The 16,322-nt window shown below is 68.5% G+C and carries 19 protein-coding genes and 1 pseudogene; 12 read left to right on the top strand and 8 right to left on the bottom strand.

Annotated features, from left to right (window positions below):
* Nucleotides 1–19: 19 nt before the first annotated feature.
* Genes ACFYO2_RS19665 through ACFYO2_RS19655 form a run of 3 tightly spaced genes read right to left on the bottom strand, consistent with a single transcriptional unit; the run spans nt 20 to nt 1,149 of the window.
* Nucleotides 20–505 (bottom strand): SRPBCC family protein, encoded by a 486-nt coding sequence (locus ACFYO2_RS19665; protein WP_388350274.1) that lies wholly within the window; start codon nt 503–505, stop codon nt 20–22.
* A 22-nt stretch (nt 506–527) separates the two neighbouring features.
* A complete protein-coding gene (locus tag ACFYO2_RS19660) occupies nt 528–791 on the bottom strand; it encodes an acyl carrier protein (protein WP_388350271.1) in 264 nt (87 codons plus the stop codon).
* 37 nt (nt 792–828) lie between these two features.
* Complete coding sequence (locus ACFYO2_RS19655; protein WP_388350268.1) at nt 829–1,149, bottom strand: TcmI family type II polyketide cyclase; 321 nt, start codon at nt 1,147–1,149, stop codon at nt 829–831.
* 340 nt (nt 1,150–1,489) lie between these two features.
* Here ACFYO2_RS19655 and ACFYO2_RS19650 point away from each other — a divergent pair, with 340 nt between their 5' ends.
* Nucleotides 1,490–2,164, top strand: a complete 675-nt coding sequence (locus ACFYO2_RS19650) for a LuxR C-terminal-related transcriptional regulator (RefSeq protein WP_388350265.1) — start codon at nt 1,490–1,492, stop codon at nt 2,162–2,164.
* 534 nt (nt 2,165–2,698) lie between these two features.
* Here the strand turns inward: ACFYO2_RS19650 and ACFYO2_RS19645 are convergent.
* Nucleotides 2,699–3,031: pseudogene (locus ACFYO2_RS19645) on the bottom strand (DUF5655 domain-containing protein); the annotation flags it as partial.
* Nucleotides 3,032–3,189: 158 nt separating this feature from the next.
* Between ACFYO2_RS19645 and ACFYO2_RS19640 the strand changes: the two are divergent.
* The 9 genes from ACFYO2_RS19640 (at nt 3,190) to ACFYO2_RS19600 (ending at nt 9,169) form a co-directional block, all read left to right on the top strand.
* A complete protein-coding gene (locus tag ACFYO2_RS19640; RefSeq protein ID WP_388350262.1) occupies nt 3,190–3,636 on the top strand; it encodes a hypothetical protein in 447 nt (148 codons plus the stop codon).
* Between the two features lie 151 nt (nt 3,637–3,787).
* On the top strand, nt 3,788–4,474 hold the full coding sequence (locus ACFYO2_RS19635) for a hypothetical protein (protein ID WP_388350259.1): 687 nt from the start codon (nt 3,788–3,790) through the stop codon (nt 4,472–4,474).
* Nucleotides 4,471–5,280 (top strand): hypothetical protein, encoded by an 810-nt coding sequence (locus tag ACFYO2_RS19630; RefSeq protein WP_388350256.1) that lies wholly within the window; start codon nt 4,471–4,473, stop codon nt 5,278–5,280. Before ACFYO2_RS19635 ends, ACFYO2_RS19630 begins: the two co-directional genes overlap by 4 nt.
* Nucleotides 5,273–5,824: a hypothetical protein gene (locus tag ACFYO2_RS19625; RefSeq protein WP_388350253.1), complete on the top strand. Its 552-nt coding sequence runs from the start codon at nt 5,273–5,275 to the stop codon at nt 5,822–5,824. Before ACFYO2_RS19630 ends, ACFYO2_RS19625 begins: the two co-directional genes overlap by 8 nt.
* A 74-nt stretch (nt 5,825–5,898) precedes the next feature.
* The gene (locus ACFYO2_RS19620) at nt 5,899–6,429 is read left to right on the top strand and encodes an SUKH-4 family immunity protein (RefSeq protein ID WP_388350251.1); all 531 of its coding nucleotides are present in this window, start codon (nt 5,899–5,901) and stop codon (nt 6,427–6,429) included.
* Nucleotides 6,430–6,504: 75 nt separating this feature from the next.
* Complete coding sequence (locus tag ACFYO2_RS19615; protein ID WP_388350249.1) at nt 6,505–7,149, top strand: hypothetical protein; 645 nt, start codon at nt 6,505–6,507, stop codon at nt 7,147–7,149.
* Nucleotides 7,150–7,246: 97 nt separating this feature from the next.
* On the top strand, nt 7,247–7,579 hold the full coding sequence (locus tag ACFYO2_RS19610) for a hypothetical protein (protein ID WP_388350246.1): 333 nt from the start codon (nt 7,247–7,249) through the stop codon (nt 7,577–7,579).
* A complete protein-coding gene (locus tag ACFYO2_RS19605; protein ID WP_388350243.1) occupies nt 7,567–8,523 on the top strand; it encodes a WXG100 family type VII secretion target in 957 nt (318 codons plus the stop codon). Before ACFYO2_RS19610 ends, ACFYO2_RS19605 begins: the two co-directional genes overlap by 13 nt.
* A gap of 28 nt (nt 8,524–8,551) precedes the next feature.
* Nucleotides 8,552–9,169, top strand: coding sequence for a hypothetical protein (locus ACFYO2_RS19600; RefSeq protein WP_388350240.1), 618 nt, complete (start codon nt 8,552–8,554; stop codon nt 9,167–9,169).
* Nucleotides 9,170–9,903: 734 nt separating this feature from the next.
* Here the strand turns inward: ACFYO2_RS19600 and ACFYO2_RS19595 are convergent.
* Together ACFYO2_RS19595 and ACFYO2_RS19590 are read right to left on the bottom strand one after the other, a co-directional pair.
* Nucleotides 9,904–10,320, bottom strand: coding sequence for a hypothetical protein (locus tag ACFYO2_RS19595; RefSeq protein ID WP_388350237.1), 417 nt, complete (start codon nt 10,318–10,320; stop codon nt 9,904–9,906).
* Nucleotides 10,321–10,329: 9 nt separating this feature from the next.
* The gene (locus tag ACFYO2_RS19590) at nt 10,330–12,603 is read right to left on the bottom strand and encodes a hypothetical protein (RefSeq protein ID WP_388350234.1); all 2,274 of its coding nucleotides are present in this window, start codon (nt 12,601–12,603) and stop codon (nt 10,330–10,332) included.
* A 262-nt stretch (nt 12,604–12,865) separates the two neighbouring features.
* Between ACFYO2_RS19590 and ACFYO2_RS19585 the strand changes: the two genes are divergently transcribed.
* Nucleotides 12,866–13,351, top strand: coding sequence for a hypothetical protein (locus tag ACFYO2_RS19585; RefSeq protein WP_388350232.1), 486 nt, complete (start codon nt 12,866–12,868; stop codon nt 13,349–13,351).
* Complete coding sequence (locus ACFYO2_RS19580) at nt 13,348–13,572, top strand: hypothetical protein (RefSeq protein ID WP_388350229.1); 225 nt, start codon at nt 13,348–13,350, stop codon at nt 13,570–13,572. The genes ACFYO2_RS19585 and ACFYO2_RS19580 overlap by 4 nt, the downstream gene beginning before the upstream one ends.
* A gap of 39 nt (nt 13,573–13,611) precedes the next feature.
* Here the strand turns inward: ACFYO2_RS19580 and ACFYO2_RS19575 are convergent, their stop codons facing one another.
* A complete protein-coding gene (locus ACFYO2_RS19575; RefSeq protein WP_388350226.1) occupies nt 13,612–15,036 on the bottom strand; it encodes a hypothetical protein in 1,425 nt (474 codons plus the stop codon).
* A 302-nt stretch (nt 15,037–15,338) separates the two neighbouring features.
* The gene (locus ACFYO2_RS19570; RefSeq protein WP_388350223.1) at nt 15,339–16,259 is read right to left on the bottom strand and encodes a UvrD-helicase domain-containing protein; all 921 of its coding nucleotides are present in this window, start codon (nt 16,257–16,259) and stop codon (nt 15,339–15,341) included.
* Between the last annotated feature and the right edge of the window lie 63 nt (nt 16,260–16,322).

Here is a 16,322-nt window from a genome sequence, read left to right as displayed (position 1 = left end):
GGGTGCGGCCGGGCGGGCGTCAGTCGCGTCCGCGACCCTCCGCCTGCTCGATCTTCTGCCGGATGACGTCCATCTGGATCGTCGTGTTGGCGTTGATCCGGTCGGTCATGCCCCCGTCGTCCAGCGGGGCGTCGGGGCGCATTTTGAAGTCCTGCACCCAGCGCATCCGGGTGCCGTCGCCCTCCGGCTGGTAGATCCACTGGATGTTCATGTAGACGAAGGGTCCGGGCTCCACGCGGCGCGCCGTGACCCGCCGGGCGGCGCGGTCGACGGTGCGCTCGGAGACCCAGCTCCACACCTTGCCGGTGTCGTCCGGGTGCAGGGAGAGGCGGAAGCGAACGGTGTCGCCTTCCTGGTGCAGGATCTCCGCGGCCGCGTACTCGGTGAAGAGCCGGGGCCAGGACGCCACGTCGTTGGTCAACTCCCAGACCAGGTCGATGCCGGCGTCTATGTAGACGGAGTTGTCGGTGTGCCCGATCTGCCGGGCCTGCTGCTCGATCGTCATGTGGGCGGTCCTCCCCGGCCGGTCAGGCGGCCTGGCTGCGGTCGGCGGCCCGCTCGTCGACGTACTCGACGATCCGGCCGAAGGTCCACGTCTTGAAGTCCTCCTCGGGGAGTTCGAAGCCGAACGTGTCCTGGAGTTCGCCCTGGAGCTGCAGGAACGCCAGCGAGTCGAGGTCCAGGTCCTCGAAGCCGAGCGTGGGGTCGGCGGTCTGCGCGGCGACGGGAAGACCGGCCTTCGCGGTGAGCAGGGACATCAGATCGGCGAGCGTGAAACGCGGTGCGGACATCTCTCGGAGCCTCTCGGTCAAAGCCTTCGGAACGTGGTCAGGGCTTCCAGTGGTAGAAGCGACGGGCCATGGCGTCCTTCGGCGAACGCCACGTCTGCGGGTCGTATGCGGAGATGAAGGGGTCCAGCTGCCTGCTGATGTCCCGGAAGCCCGGGAGCTGCTGGGCCACGGCCATGGCGTCCTCGGTGTCCCGGTCGAACTCCACGAGGTGGACGTAGAGGTCGCCGAGGGAGTACAGGGAGCGCTCACGCACCCCGATCTCCCGCGGCAGGTCGGTGGCGTCCGATGCGGCGAAGACGCGGCCCACTTCGGCCTCGGTGCCCGGTGTGATCCTGGCGATGATCAGCGATCGGTTCATGGAACTCCGCGGAGTGCGGCGCCGGTTGGGCGCTGGGGAGGGGGACCGTATGGTGCGTCTGCGGTCCCGAAGACACGTCAAACGCTAGGCAGCGGGCCCAGGGGCGTCTTCCAGCCACGGGCGGAATTCCTTGGCTCATCCCCTGAGTTGACCCGGGGCACCGGCGCCTCGTCCGCCGGGGGAGACGGTCTGTCCTCATCCTCACGGCTTCCGCCCTGCGGCAGACGCCGTCGCCGGGCGCGACTCTTTGCTCGGACTTGGACTGGAACGACGAAACAGCTGGCTAACCTGTCGAGATTGCGTTCGTAAGATCGTCATTTGGGGGAGCCAAGTGATACATGTGACGCTGATCCATCGCAGTGCTCTCTTCCGCGCGGGTATCGTCCAGTTACTCCAGGCGCGAGGCGACTTCGTCGTCGACGAACGGGACAGCGTTGCCGACCCGGTGACTGCCGGTGGCGACGGGCCTGGCCGTCACCATGAGCCAGGCGTCCGCCAGACGACCGACATCCTGCTGGTCGAGGCCCTGATGCCCGGCGTGCGGGGGCTGATGGGCTCAGGCGTCACCCTGTCCGACATGCCGCCGATCGTGCTGATCGGCGACGCCGAGACCGTCCCGCTGCCCCTGTTGATGTCCGGGGCCGCCGGCTTCGTCCCCGAGGACCTGCCACCGCACATGCTGGCGTACACGCTGTACGCCGTCGCCGACGGTGCCGCTGTCCTCCCCCGCACCAGCCTGCGGGACCTGCTGCTGCGCGCCCCGGTGGCCCGGCGACCGGACCTCGGCACCCCGGACTCCGTCCTGAGCAGGCTGTCGTCACGCGAGCACGAGGTCCTGGCCCTGCTCGGCGGCGGCCTGTCCAACAGCCAGATCGCCCGACGGCTCGCGCTGCGGCCCACAACCGTGAAGGCGTACATCAGCAGCATCTACGCCAAGTGCCACATCACCGGCCGGGTGGAGGCCGCGCTCGTGGCCCACGGCCTGTCGGCACAGCGCTCGGAGACGGTCCGATGACACCGCCCCGGGCCTCGGGGCCCGGGGCGCCGGCCACCTTCGGGAGGGCGATTTTACTGTTCAGAGGCGCAGCTTCCGCCTTCCCACTCAGCCGGGCGCGGACCAGATCCTCCTGCCCCCAGTGGGCCGTAAGAGGCAGCCCGCCGGCCACACCACTGCGGGACACGGGACACCGCCTGTGCCCCGGCCCGGGCGGCGATGGCGCGCCATCCTCCACCCGCTCCCACTTTCCACCGCTCACGCCCGGATCCACAGTGGTGCCGATCGGCTGGTTCCGCAGGCCACCTGTCATGCCGACGAACGTGCCCCGCGTCGCTTGGGAAAGTGCGTTGACATGGCGAACGGTACGCCTGCTTGGCTCAGATGCGGGCGGCAATACAGCGGCGGATCCCCGGTTAGCGAACCCGGGGATCCGCCGCATCCTTGTAGATCCACCGCCATTCCCCGTCCGCCGCGCCGAAGGGCACCACCACGACGACAGCCGACAACTTCAAACTGCGCTTCCTGGCGCCCACGGCCGAGACCATCAGCCCTCTACGCTGCGGCGTAGCTGAGGCGGAACAGGTCCTGGGCCCGCTCCAGGTCCTGCTCCGTCCGCAGCTGCACCTCCAGGTCACCTGTGCCGTGGTGGCCAAGCCCCGTCACATCCCGGGTGAAACCGGGAAAGAGGTCGACCGCCGTCGGGTCGGCCTTGAGGTGGACGAGGAGCTTGGTCTGCTGCGGCGGGCAGACGCAGGCGAAGTTCCGCAGCCGCTGGTAGGCCGCGTACTGCTTGCGCTGGACCCGGGTGATGCCGTCCCCAAGGCCGAGCAGCACCTCGTCGACCGCTTCGGCCAGCTCCGCCAGGGTTCCGTCCTGCCTACGGGAAGACTTCGCCCCGGTCGCTACCCTCGACCGGCTCACCCGCCAGATCCACGCGCCTTGGCCGGACGCCAGCCGCTGGCCGCTTTTCCCGACTCCCATCCCCCGCACGCCTGTTGGACAATGGTGTGACTGACGTAGAGGAAGGGACGGAGGAGGTTCGCGTGCCGGACGGACGCAAGGTGGACCGGGGGGAGTTGCTGGACGTCGCGAAGGACGAAGAGCGGGCCCGCAGCCTGCACCGCACGTTGCGTAGCCTGAGCAGCGGCCCCGACCCGAAGCTGCGGGAGATGGCCACCGCGGTCCTGCGCGGCGACCTGACGGCGGAGCAGGCGTTCACCGACCCGGAGTACATGGCCGCCCTGTTCTCCGGCGCCGCCGAGGTGCGCCGAGCCGGGGAGAAGCGTTCGGCCGCCGAGGCCCGCGAGGCCGGCGGACGCTTCGACGACTGGCAGCAGGAACGTCGCGCCGAGGACGAGCGGGAGCGCGCCGAACAGGACGCGCAACGGCACGTCGCGGAGACCCGCTCGGTCCCCAAGCACCTGGCCGGGCCCGGGCGGCCCTCCGGTCTGGGTGGACCCCGGCCGGAGGGCCGCTTCCGCCAGCGCTGAGCCCCGGCCCCCGAATCCAAGGCCGTCCACCTCCCGCTCCACTGGCGGGACTTGCTCATCCCCCACACCGTCAGCAATCTCCCGTCACAGTAGAGTTCGACCGTCGCAAGAGTGAACTAATTGGCTCTGCCGAGGCGGAAGGGGATCGCGGATGGGAGTCGTGCTGCCCGACGAGGCGGCCTGGGTGCTGGACCTCATCGGCGTCGAGTGGCCCAACGTCGACGAGGACGACTACCGCGACATGGCCGACGGCCTGCGCTCCTTCGCCTCCCAGATGCGAGACGGCAGGGACGCGACGGAACGTTTCGTCCGCGAGTTCCTGGAGGGCAACGAGGGCATCGCGACCGCGGCCTTCGAGCAGCACTGGGGCAAGGTCAGCGGCATCCATCTGGAACGCGTCGCCGAGGCGGCCGATCTCGGTGCGATGGCCCTGGACGGCGCGGCCGTCGCGGTGGCCGGCGCCAAGGTGGCGGCCATCGTCCAGCTGGGCATCCTCGCCGCGGAGATCATCGCCGCCCAGGCCGCCGCGCCGTTCACGCTCGGACTCTCCGAGGTCGGCGCGCTCGGCGCCACCCAGGCCACGCGCGTCGTCGTCCGGCGGCTGCTGAAGGAGGCGGAGCACCTCCTCGTCGAAGAGCTCATGGCCGTCGTCACCGGACCGGTCTACTCCGCCCTCGGCAACATGGCCGCCGACCTCGCCATCCAGGTCGGCGCCAACGCCGTCGGCCTGCAGGACGGTTACAGCCCCGGCAAGACCCTGCGCGCGGGCGGCGAGGGCTTCTCCGACGGCCTGGACGCCGCCGGCGGGACGCTCACCGGGCGGGGAGGCGGTGCGTGAGCGACACCGTGCGCAACGACAAGGACCTGCACGACCGGCTGGCCGCCCGGATCACCTCCCAGGCCGACGAGCACGAGTCCGGCGCCCGTCCCCATCTGCGCCGCAGCCGCGCCGGGCTGGACCGGACGCGGGGCCGCGGCACCATGGCGGCGACCGTCGAGGGCGGGGCGGAAAAGATCCTCCAGGCCATAGAGAAGGCCGAGGACCAGCTGCACAAGCACCTCCAGGACGTGTCCAAGGGCGTGCGAGTCATGGGCGAGAACCACGAGCGCAACGACAAGGCGCTGGCGACCATGCTGGACAGCATCGTCAACCGCTCCCGCAACCAGGACACGGTCCGCGACGGCGGCGGTATCGGCAAGGACCGCCCGGACACCACGAAGGACCCGCACACCGTCACCCTGCAGTGGAAGCCCGGCATGCCCAAGCCGGCCTTCGAACGCAAGGCGAGGGCCCTTCAGCGGCTAGGCGAGGAGGGCAACCTCTTCAAGTTCAAGGGCAAGACCGAGGACTACCGCGACAAGGAGATCACCAAGCAGTACAAAGGCGCGCTGGAGGCGCTGATCCGCAGGAACCACAAGGACGACCCCGAGTTCGCCGAAGAGGCCGCGGTGGCCGCCCGTAAAATGCAACCGGACCACGTCAACGAGCTCCAGACCGGTGGTCCGGACGCGTGGCGTAACCTGCGGATGCTCGACCGGACGACGAACTTCGATATCGGCACGCAGCAGATCCGCCCGCAGATCAGGGATCTTCCGGACGGCAATCCGATCAATATCGACATCAAGTGGTGGCCAGATGACTAGCGCGAGCCCGGGATCGTCCCGTCTGATCACCACGGTGGACGCCCTGCGGACGGCGCTGGCGGAGAGCACGGACCTGCTCCGGTTCACGCTCGGCGGGACGGTCGACGAGGAGACCGCGGCCGACGCGGAGGCCGACGGGGTGCCGCGGGAGTTCCTGAACTTCTGCCGGGTACTGGACGGCGCGAGCTGCGGGCCGTCCGTGCAGCTCTTCGGCCTGGAGGAGGCCGAGGAGCACCAGTTCTACTGCGGGCCCGTGGTCGACTCCCCGCTGCCGCTCTCCCCGGAGAAGCTGTTCTGCGTCGGGATGATCAACGAGGCGCCCGTGTTCCTCGACCGCGCGGGCGGCGGCGTCCTCGGCGCCCCGGAAGAAGGCGGCGACTGGGTCGACGCGGAGCGCTTCGAGCAGCTCGCGCCCGGGCTGGAGGCGTTCTTCCTGGAGCGGCTGGCCATCCCGGAGTACGCACGACTTGCGGGGATCGACGACGAGTTGGTGGAGTACGACGACTGGCTGAAGCTGCTACGACGGGCCGGTCTCGCCGGCTGAACCGCCGGCGCGGTCGGAAAGGGCCCGACGGGCCGACACAGCCAGGCGTACGACGAAGGGGAAGTAGAGGACGCATGGCCACCCATGACGAGATGACGGAGCTGTTCGGCGCGGACCGCGTGGTCACGCTGGACCGTGCCGTCGCCGAGGAGCGCGGACTGTCCGAGGCCGACACCGAGGTGCTGTGCGACGTCGGTGTGCCCGTGCTCGTCGACGTCCTGTTCACCCTCGACACCGCCGACGAGGGACCCGATCCCTTCACCGTGGTGCCGGTGGCCGCGGGCGGCGCGGAGACACACATCCTCGTGCTTGGCGGACCCACCGACGACCCCGCGATGCGCTACTGCCTCGACATGGAGCGGGGCTACGTGATCCTCATGTCCTTCGGCGAGGAACCGCAGGCCGAGATCGTCAACCGAACCCTCGCCGACCTCGTCGAGTTCCTGTACCGCTTCGCGCTGCGCACCAAGCACCTGGAGCACGCCGCGCCGCAGGACCGCGGCTCGTACACGGACACGCTCGTGGAATACCTCAGGGCCCGCGACCGGTACGCGTTCGCGCAGCCGGACAGCTGGTGGTCGATGGTCTTCGAACAGGTCGGCTGAGCCCCGCGGCGGACGGACGGAGCGCGGGTTCCTCTTAGACTGCGCCGCCCTTCGCCATCTGGAACGGAGCAGACCATGAGCCGCTGGCGCAGCCTGATCATCCACACCTGGGGAGCGCTCTCGTATAAGCCGGCGTTCCAGCAGGCCGCCGGCGGTCGCCCCGGCAGGTTGCCCGGTCACGCCGGGGCGTCCTGGGTCCCGGAGCCGGAACGTCGGCGCCTCGCCGCGTACACCGTGCTGTCGGCGTACGACACCAACCAGGCCGCGGCGCTGCTGGGCGACGACGGGGACGACCGCCGGGAGTACGGCGACGCGTCGCTGGTCGTGGACCAGACCTTGTCCCATCTCCTGGGCGAGAGCCAGAAGATCGTGCCGCTTGCCGCCCTTGAGCAGAACATCCCGGCAGGCTCCAAGAACGGCCCGCTCACCACGCCCGCGTCCGACTCCACGGGCAGCACTGCACCGTCCTCCGCGTCCGACGACGCGGGCAGCGGCCTGACCACCAAGTCCGTCATCGCGCTCAGCACCCTGGCAGCCCTCGGCGTGCTCGTCCTGATCGGAGTACCCCTGCTTCTGGTCCGACGGGCAAAGCGCCGTCGGGCAGCGGAACAGAACCCGTTCAATCAGCAGCCTGGATACGGAAGTTATCCCCCGAATTCCTACCCCGGTTCCGCTCCGTACCAGCAACAGCCGCCGGCCGACCGCTATCCGCACCAGTAACAGAAAGCTGGACGAACACTGGAGTACGAGGCATTCCTGGCCAATGCGGCCTGTGTAGTCTTGCAAATCGTTGATCTAGGACGCTGGAGGGGGAAACATGGCGCAGCAGTACGCTGTCACGCAGGATGCGTTGAAGCGATTCTCGAGGACTGCGCAGGATCGCGCCGACCGGTTGCGGGAGATCCGTCAGGCGTTGGGTGCGCATTCCCCCGACGCGAATGCCTTCGGCAAGCTCCCGGAGTCCCAGGAGACCGGTCAGGACTATCGCGAGCGCGTCGATGCCACGCTGGAGAACCTCGACTTCGCCGCAGGACAGCAGGAGCAGATCGCCGAACTCATTGAGAAGACTGCCCGCTCATACCAGGCGATGGAGGACCACACGGCGGACCAGCTTCGGTCCATAGCAGCTGAGGCCGGGTGGGCGAATTGAGCGGGCCCGCAGGCGCGGCGGTCGATGCCTACAGCAAGGTCAACGACTGGATGAGCCCGCTCAGCGGGCTCCTGGACGAGCTGATGCGCCCGCTGGTGGAACCGCTGGCCGAACAACTCGAATTCGTCACCGGTGATCCCGAGGGACTGCAAAGCGCAGCCGACCTGTGGGCCAAGCAGGCTGATGAGCTCCGTGATCTCATCGCCGACCAGCGCCGTGACCGCGCGGATCTCGTCCATGAGTGGTCTGGTGACGCGGCGGACGCGTTTATGAACGAGCTCGTTGACCTGGAGAAGGAATTCGAAGCTGAGGCCGCGGACATGGACGCCACGGCTGAGCTGCTTCGTGAAGCGGCCGAAGAATGCCGCATGATCCAGGACATGGTCGAGACGGTCATCCGTGAGTTGATCGAATGGGCCCTGATCACCCTCGCTGCCTCTGCGGCCTTCGCCGTGCTGACTGCCGGCATTTCCGCAGCTGCCGGGGCTGCAGCGGCTGCCGCTGAAGGCTCCTTGGCTGCCACCCGGATCGCGAGTCTGGTGGCGCGGCTCGCCAGCGCGCTGAGGAAGATCGCGGATGCTATGAAGGCGCTCAAGGCGGTCGCCAAGACCAACAGGTTCAGCACGGCCAAGCCGTGGACCTGGAAGCACGTCGGCGACTTGAAGACCGCCGACGGGTTGTCCGCGTTCGCCGCCCATCGGGTCGTGAAGCACACCGGAAAGGCGGTGCTCGGTGCGGTCGGCCTCACCGGTGACCCTGTCGGGCAGACCGAGCAGGAGGGCCTGGTAGGGGCCGCGGGCATCGGCGCCGACGAAGTCGACGACCGACTGGCGGGAAGCCGCGCCCCCAGCACGTCCGCTCGTGAGGAGCTGGGCATCGCCAATCCATCGAACAAGGATCAGCAGACGGTGGAGCCTCGCTATTGGGACAACCCCTTCGGCTGACCACTCGTCGATCAGAGAGAATCACAGGATGAACAAGGCCAGCCGTGACCGGGTCCAACCGTTCCTCCAGCTTGGAGAGGGGCTGCTCGCGGTATGCGAGTGCGAGACGGCTCCTGGGGTACCAGAGCGGCCGGTCTGGTTGCGGCAGCCACCCCAGGAGTCGGAGCTGGAGCGCCGGGTCAAGTCCCGCCTCCCCGGGGCAGTACAGAGGTTCCTGCGGCCGAACGAGCCGAAGCCCGTCACCCGGTTCGAGCGGACGATGGAAGGCGCTGAACAGGCGACCGACAACGCCCTCACCCGGGCGACCCACGGCAAGGGCATGCACGGCGGCTGGGAGAGCCAGGCCGGGCAATTCCTGGTGACGCACTACAGCGCCGCGCGCCTGCCCGCCACGACACTGGCGGTCGCGTTCACCGACCGCCGGGTGCTCGCACTCGCAGACCGCGCAAAACTCTGGCAGACCAGTCGGGCGTACGAACTGCAGTGGGAGACCCCCCGGTCTACCGTCCTCGGAGTCCGCGCGAACCCCAAGGGCGTTCTCCAGCGAGGCCGTTTCGAGCTCGTGTTCGCGGACGGGTCGTGGATCGCATTGGTGGCGACGGTGCCGACACATGCCGAGTCGTTCGCCGCACAGGTAGGCGGCTGAGAACTCCCGGGCTCGTCGTCGGGCGCGTTCTGCGCCGTGTACGAGAACACGAGGTGAATACGCCTGGGGGCAGCGCGAGACCGGCAGCGCAAGGCGATTTACTATGGAGTGTTGGCACTGATCATTATCGGCGGGCCCGCCTATCAGCTGCTCACCCGATCCGGCGTTCGCCATAATTCGCGGCGCTAGAGCGATGGGCATGCCACTTGACCTGCGGGTTCGCGAGTCAGTCCGCAGCAGGGCGCTTCTCTAGGGCAGCCCGTTTCCGCAGGTCACATGCGATGTCTCGCCTTCTGCCTCGAAGCCTCCGAAGCAACGGTCATGATCCACGCCTGGAGTGACGATAGGTCATCTATCACGGGGTCGGTGCCGACGGCCTGCCACCGTGATCGCGTCACCGCCGGTGCAACCAGCCGCAGCACGCGGCGTTGTCGATGAATGCCGGCACTGCCGTAGCGGGCAGCACCCGCCACGACCGTGGCACCGTCTTCTGACCGGCGATGCCCCGCCGGTCAACGGCCCCACCACCGCGCCGGAGACCGCAAGGCCACCGGGGAGACCGCGGAACTCACGGCATCCAGGTTCGGCGAAGCGAGCGCTAGCCCCTTGAGTAGGCGTTACTTGAGGATTCGCCGGTTTCAAGTTGGGGTGGTTTCGGGGATCGGTTCGCTCTGCGTGTGAGATGTCGGTCGCGGACATCCCGGTTCGACTCCGGTGAGGTGAGCCAGTGGGGGTTACGCGTTCTCATCTCCGAAGCGGCGCCGGAACTCGTCCGCCAGGGTGCCGCCTGCCGCTTCGACCAGCCGTCCGACGACCGGGTGGACGACCAGACTCGTGACCGCACCAGCCAGAGCGGGCAGATGGCGGCCGAACCAACGGCGTACGTACTCCATCGTGGACAGGTCGGGCTCCGGCGCCGTCGCAGACTCCTCCAGTTCGTCGAGGAGTTCACCAGCACGGCCCGGGGCGTCCTCCGGCAGGAGAGCGCGTACGCGGGCGAACTGGGCCCGCAGTTCGGCGAGTTCCTGCTCGGTGACGGTGGTGACAGACGACATCTGCACCCGGGAAACGGTGTTGTTGCGGCCCACTACCACTTGGCCGGAGACGCCTTGGGTGCGGACGTCGTAGTGATCGCCTGGTGCGTGAGGCATGAGGCCTCCTCATTCGATGACGGGATCTTCCGGCTCGGGCGTTGGTTCGGGGAGGAAGGTGGGTACGGAAGGCAAGTCCGATGGCAAGTCGGAGGTGGGGGGCGATGTGGTTGTCGAAGGAGTGGTGGGCTCGGTGGGCCCGATCACGGCTGTCCCTGTCACGGTCAGCGTGATGTCCTCGTCGCCGTCGTCGTCGGGGATCGTGACGAGCGCGCTGTAGTTCCCTGGCTTCGTGGGACTGAAGGTCACTTGGAAGACGCAGGGTTCTCCTTCACCGGACGCCGGCGGGCAGGACGTCAGCGCTGCCTTCCAGCTGTTCTGGTCATTGACCTTCAGGGCCTTCTCGTCGTCGCATTCGAGCCACGGGAAGCTCTCAGTCTCGGTCTTCTCCTCGCCGATGGTCACCGTTCCGAAGTCGCGCGTGCCAAGTGGGACGGGAGGGCACGGGTCACCTCCGGGGTCGACCGGCCGCCCACCGGCGGGAGGAGTCGTCGAAGGCGACGACGGCTTGTCGGTACTCGTGCTCGGACCCGTGCCCGTCGTGCTCGGGTCGGTCGTGTCCGTCCTCGACGAAGTCACGGTCGTACTGGACGGCGTGGAGCTTGATGGGGGAGGCGGAGGCGGCGGACCGCCACCGCCTCGGTTCAGAGCCACGGCCCCGAACGTCCCGCTCGCTGCCAGCACCACCGCGCCAACTCCCACCGCGACCGGATGCGACGAGACCGTGCTCTGCAACGACCGGTGTGCCCCGCGGGCGCTCCGGCTCCCCACTGAGCCATGGCCCGATATTCCGCTCCCGTGCGGGCCAGGGCTCGGCATCTCGCTTCCCTGCACCCCGCTGCCGAACCCCTCGCTGCCGTCCGCCGCCGCCATCCCGGCGCCGCCACCACCGCCGACCGCGCCCATGGCCACCGCGCCCAAGGCGATACGCCGCATCTGCGCCTCATGGACGAAGTACGCCTCGTCCGCGCCGGCCCCCAGGGTGTGCGCTGCCACCCTCCCGAATTCGAGGACACGCCCCCACATGCCCCAGTGCAGTGAGAGCGCCAGCAGCGGCGCGGCGGCGCGTGCGAGGTCCCGCACGACCGTGTGGTCACCGCACCAGGCCGCCGCAGCCAGGATCCGTCCGATCACCGCGGCCTCGGCCCCAGCCTCGCGCCGAGTGGCGCGGGTCCGCAGCCACTGAAGCAGTGGGGGCGCCAGGTACGCTGCGTCCCGTACGACACCGGCCTGCTGGGCAACGAGTGCGGCGAACCGCCCACAAGAGCGGAAGCCATCGCCGTCCGCCTCGATCAGGCGCAGTGCCGTGAGTTCCGCCAGCGCCGATTGGTCGAGGCGTTCGCCGAGCGCATACAGCAGAGTGGTGGATACGGGCAGTGGATCGAGTGCGCACAGCAGCCGCAGGAGCCCGGCGGCTTTCTCGGAGAGCCGGGCTGCGGCGCCGACAGCGAGGGCTGTCTGGTCGATCTGTAAGGCTCCGTGCAGCCACGGAGCCTGCGAGGCGGCGTTGCCGCGGCTTGCCGCGTTCATCGCCGCGGCCGTCTGCACCACGGTCTGCGCATGTCCCTGGACGGTAGCGATCAGCCGCCGGGCCACGTCCCCCTCGTACCCGTACGGCGTGCGCCCCAACTCTCGTACCAGCAACGCGAACGCGGCGTCCTCGGGCAGCCCTTCGAGGCGCATGGGACGGCTGTCAACGCCTGCCGTCCACTCAATTGAAGCAGTGAGTAGATCGCAGCCTCGCGTCGTATTGAGGAGGACTGCCATGTCCTCGGGAGAGAGCTGGAGATCATCGATGATGAGCAGCACCTGAAGGCCGCCCAAGTGGCGGCGCAGTGTGGCCGGTTCGGGCTTGTATCCGTCGAAACCCCGTCCGTCTTCCGTCTCGTAGCAGGCTTGGAAGATCTCCTGGAAGAGATCTTCCATCGGCAATCCGGTCGCGGTCAGGTGGACAAGGAGATGGCCGTGCGTGGCCTGGCCGGCGGCGAACCGGCGCAGCAGCGCGCTCTTGCCAATGCCCGGCGGCCCGAAAACCTGTACTGGTTTCCCTCCGGCCAACCAGGCCCCGATCGCTGCGAGTTCACTGTCCCGGCCGATGAGCGCCGCAGCTCGTCGGTGTATCGCGGGGCCGTGTGGGTGCTGCCGCGGCCGGACGCGCGGTGGCCCCTCGGCGCGGTACGAAACCTGTGCGCCGTACTGGGCGTTGATGACGATGTTGTGTTCCCCGACAACGACCTGTCCGCCCACGTCACCATGTATATTAATCCTACCCATATCCTCCATGGGTGTGCCCTTCCCCCGTTACCTCGTGACAGCGGTCTACGCCGGGCTTGCTCCCTTTTCAAGGGAATAACGACCACTGTGGGCAACTGGTGGTTTTTGCTTGGGAAGCGAGATAAATATACTCCCGTAGGCATCTGTGATGATCTATGGATATACGCAGGCATTGTCGGAGATCTCTACAGTGAACCCTTCCAGGATCTTTGGAACCTACGATGATCCCAGAGCGGTTCAACGGCCCGGTCCAGAACCAGTAGGAGGATCGATGCCGACGACCGTGGTGGGGTACCGACTGGGCAACGGCACACACCAGACCACCGCGCTGGTCACCCAGACAGGGCGGCTGCATCTGACCAGCGGGCCGTACGGGCAACTCGGCAGGGCATCGCGGCCACGGATGCCGAGCGGCGAGAACCCCGTCCACGCCCGCGTGATGGACCTGCGCAACCTGCACGCCAAGTACACCGCCCGCGGATACCACGAGGTACTGATCCCGCCCGCCTGTGTGCAACTCCAAGCCCCGGAACCACCACTCACCGAGGAACGATTCCACCACCCGGATCCGGCCGCCCCGGAACTGCTCGCGGAGTTCGCCGGCACCGCCCCCTCCAAGCCCCGGAACCTCGAGGACGCCATCCACGCCTTCTATACCGCCATCGGCGCACCCACCCGACCCCCGCGGCCCCATCCCCGCCCCACGCCCAGCGCCCGCCGCCCTGACGCCACGCGCCGCCGAGCTGCGACGCCATGACCAACGGCGCCCAGCTCACCGGACCCGCGCACCTCCCCGTCGGCTACTCGATCACCGCGGACGACGTACGCCTGCACGCCTTCCACCACGGCGCGACACTCCACCGCGACGAGATCGTCGAACTGCACGCCGCGCTCACCGCGTGGCTCACCCTCAACCCCGCCAACTCCCCGAGGAGGGACACTGCGCGGCAAGCGGAGAAACAGCCCAGGAAACGCTGACGGCGCGCAACAGCCGGTCAGCGACAGCACGACAGACGGCTACGCGCTGCGCGGTGGCGGCACGGCCATATCGGCTTCGGATCCGTGCCAAGCCCCGGTCTCCCACCAGATCACCGCAACACCGAAGGCCCCTTCCACAGCGGCGACCGCCCAGGGCTCCGCCGGAACGGCGGCGCAGACCAGGAAGACCTGATCGACCGGGCGACCCAGCGCGAAGCGGATCTCAGCGGTCCGCGTCGCCGCCTCGCGGAGATCGGAGTAGGTGGGCTGTTCGGTGTGCAGCACCTCGAAGAGATGGGTGCCGTTGTCGCCTGTACGGATGATGTCCGCGGCATCCTCGTCCTTGGGTTCTCCGGATTCCCAGAGCTGCGCCAGGAGCCGGTGGCGCAGGCGCTCCTGGATGGGCTGCCTTCTGTCGGCAGCCACAGCCGCCTCCAGAAAGTCCTCGAAGTCCGCAGGGGTCTGAGGAAGAGATGTGATGGTTGGTTCTGGGGGCATGGTGGGAGACGTCTCCTGGGGCAAGGGGGCTGCGGCCGGGGGCAGTTCGGGGGTCTCATCTCCGCCGAGGGGCGCGGGCAGCGCAGCGTGGTGGACGACGCTGAGTGACTGGGTGCAGCGCATCAGCGCGACATAGAGGCCACGCATTCCTGAGCGTATGTCGCCCACGATGGCTGCAGGCTCCACGACCACGACGTGGTCGAACTCGATGCCCTTGGCTTCGTGCAGTTCCAGGACCGGCACACTGGAGGAATCGATCTTGCCCAGCTCGGCGCGAAGCAGGTACTGAAGGCGTTCGTCGGCCGGGGCTATGACGGCTGTGGACCGTTCGTCCCGCGCCGAGGTGGTCTCCGCGACGCGTCCGACAACGGCTTCGATCAAGTGCTCCGGGCTGTCGACCGGCTGTACGTGCACGGTCTGTTCGCGGGCGGGTCGGACGGAACGGGCGACCGGTACGCGGGGCGCGGCCGCCCGGGCCAGAGGCTCGACGAAGTCCGCGACCTCCGGCGGGAGTCGGAACCCCGTCTGGAGAACCTCGACCGTCCATGCCGAGCCTTCGGTCAGCAGTCCCACCAGCTCGCGCCACGAGTGGTATTCGTGCGGGCCGGCGGCCTGAGCTAGGTCGCCGAGGATGGTCATGGAGCCCGACCGGCACCGGCGTGACAGGGCCCGTGCCTGCATCGGGGTCAGGTCCTGGGCCTCGTCAACCACGATGTGGGCGTAGCTGCGCCGGTTGCCCGAGCCGTTGAGCAGCCACTCCAGCTCATCCAGGCACACGAGATCAGCAACGGTCCACGCCGTCCTGCCGGGTTGCGGCCGCCGAAGCGCGGACCGCTCTTCGACAGTGAGCAGCGGCGCTGCCGCGTCCAGCGTCTTGGGGCTGTCCAGGAGGCGTGTGTACACGTCCGCCGAGTTGAGCCGGGGCCACACCCGTTGGATGAAGGCAGCGACCTCTTTGCTCGACAAGATGTCCTCGGGTGTGGCTCCCGGAACGGAGAGAAGGAGCTTGCCCGCCAGACGTAGACGGAAGTTGGCCTGGCGCACGTTGAAAGGGACCGGACTCACGCAGGGCCTCGCGTGCGAGGGCGAGCAGTCCATCGACGTCGGCCTCGTACGTGCGCCCCTCGCACACGAAACGAAAGACCGCCTCGTCATCCTCACGATCCGTCAGCAGCCGCGCGACTCTGGCGCGACCGGGTCGGCAGTGTGCCTCAACGGCCCGACGCAGCACGTCGGCCATGCGATCGTCACCTTTGAGGAACGCGGTCTCAAAAGGAGTCGGTGGCCGTCGCGGCTGCGGTCCGGTCGCCGGCCAGGAGGCGGTCGAGGGTGAGGGTGGTGACGTCCCCTCCGCCAAGTGCGGGCAGTACTTGTCCGGCGTAGTCGAGAAAGCCCTGGTGCGGGCCCACGACGAGAACGTCGCTGGCCGAGCAGTGCTGATTGTCGAGCAGCCACATCACACGGTAGAGGCCCACGGCGGTCTTCCCGGTTCCCGGTCCGCCCTGGATGACGAGCGCGCCGGGACGCTGGTGAGCCACCAGCAGAAGCTGCTCGCGTTGCACCGTCTCGACGATGTCCCGCATGGTCCCGTCGCGGGGCAGGTCCAGGTCGTCCAGGAGCAGGGACTCCAGCGACGGCGCCACATTCTCCTCGACCGCCTCCGCCCCGGCCGCGGACTCCGGGCCCTCCTCGACCGCCCCATCCGGTGCTCCGGCTCTCACGGGCTCGGCCGTCGCAGTCTGGTCGTCCAGTTCGGCGTCGTATTGCCGTAGCAGGAGCTCGTCGAGGTAGCCGGTCACGATCCGCGGCTTGCGGCGCTGGAAGTGCAGTCTTCGCCTCAACAGGAGCTCGCCGGGATCCTCCTCGGTCGCCAGCCGCCACTCGATGGCCTGCTGGGCCGCGGACGAGACGACCACCAGGTCACGTTCCTCGTTCCACACGGACTGCCGACCGACGAGGAACGACTCGCCGCCCCGGACGCCCACCCGCATGATCACCAATGGCTCGTCACCCCGCGCCGAAATACCGGCTCGTACACCCGAAGCACCGGGCGCCGGCATCTCGTTGTGCACGCGGTACACGGCGTCCGCCGCCGCATCCTCTGACCGCCGCTGCTCAACGCACGCGTACGCGAGGTCCACGCTCCCCTGTTCCTGCGCGATGACCACATGACGCCGGGTACTGGCCATGTACGCCGCTCCTGTCCCCCTGATCCGCATTTCGGCGGACCGCCCGGCATCGATCTAGCTGAA

The sequence above is a fragment of the Streptomyces sp. NPDC006602 genome (assembly GCF_042870385.1).
In the GTDB taxonomy this organism is placed as follows: domain Bacteria; phylum Actinomycetota; class Actinomycetes; order Streptomycetales; family Streptomycetaceae; genus Streptomyces.
Note: the sequence above shows the minus strand (reverse complement) of the source record. Positions and strands in the feature narration are given on the sequence as shown.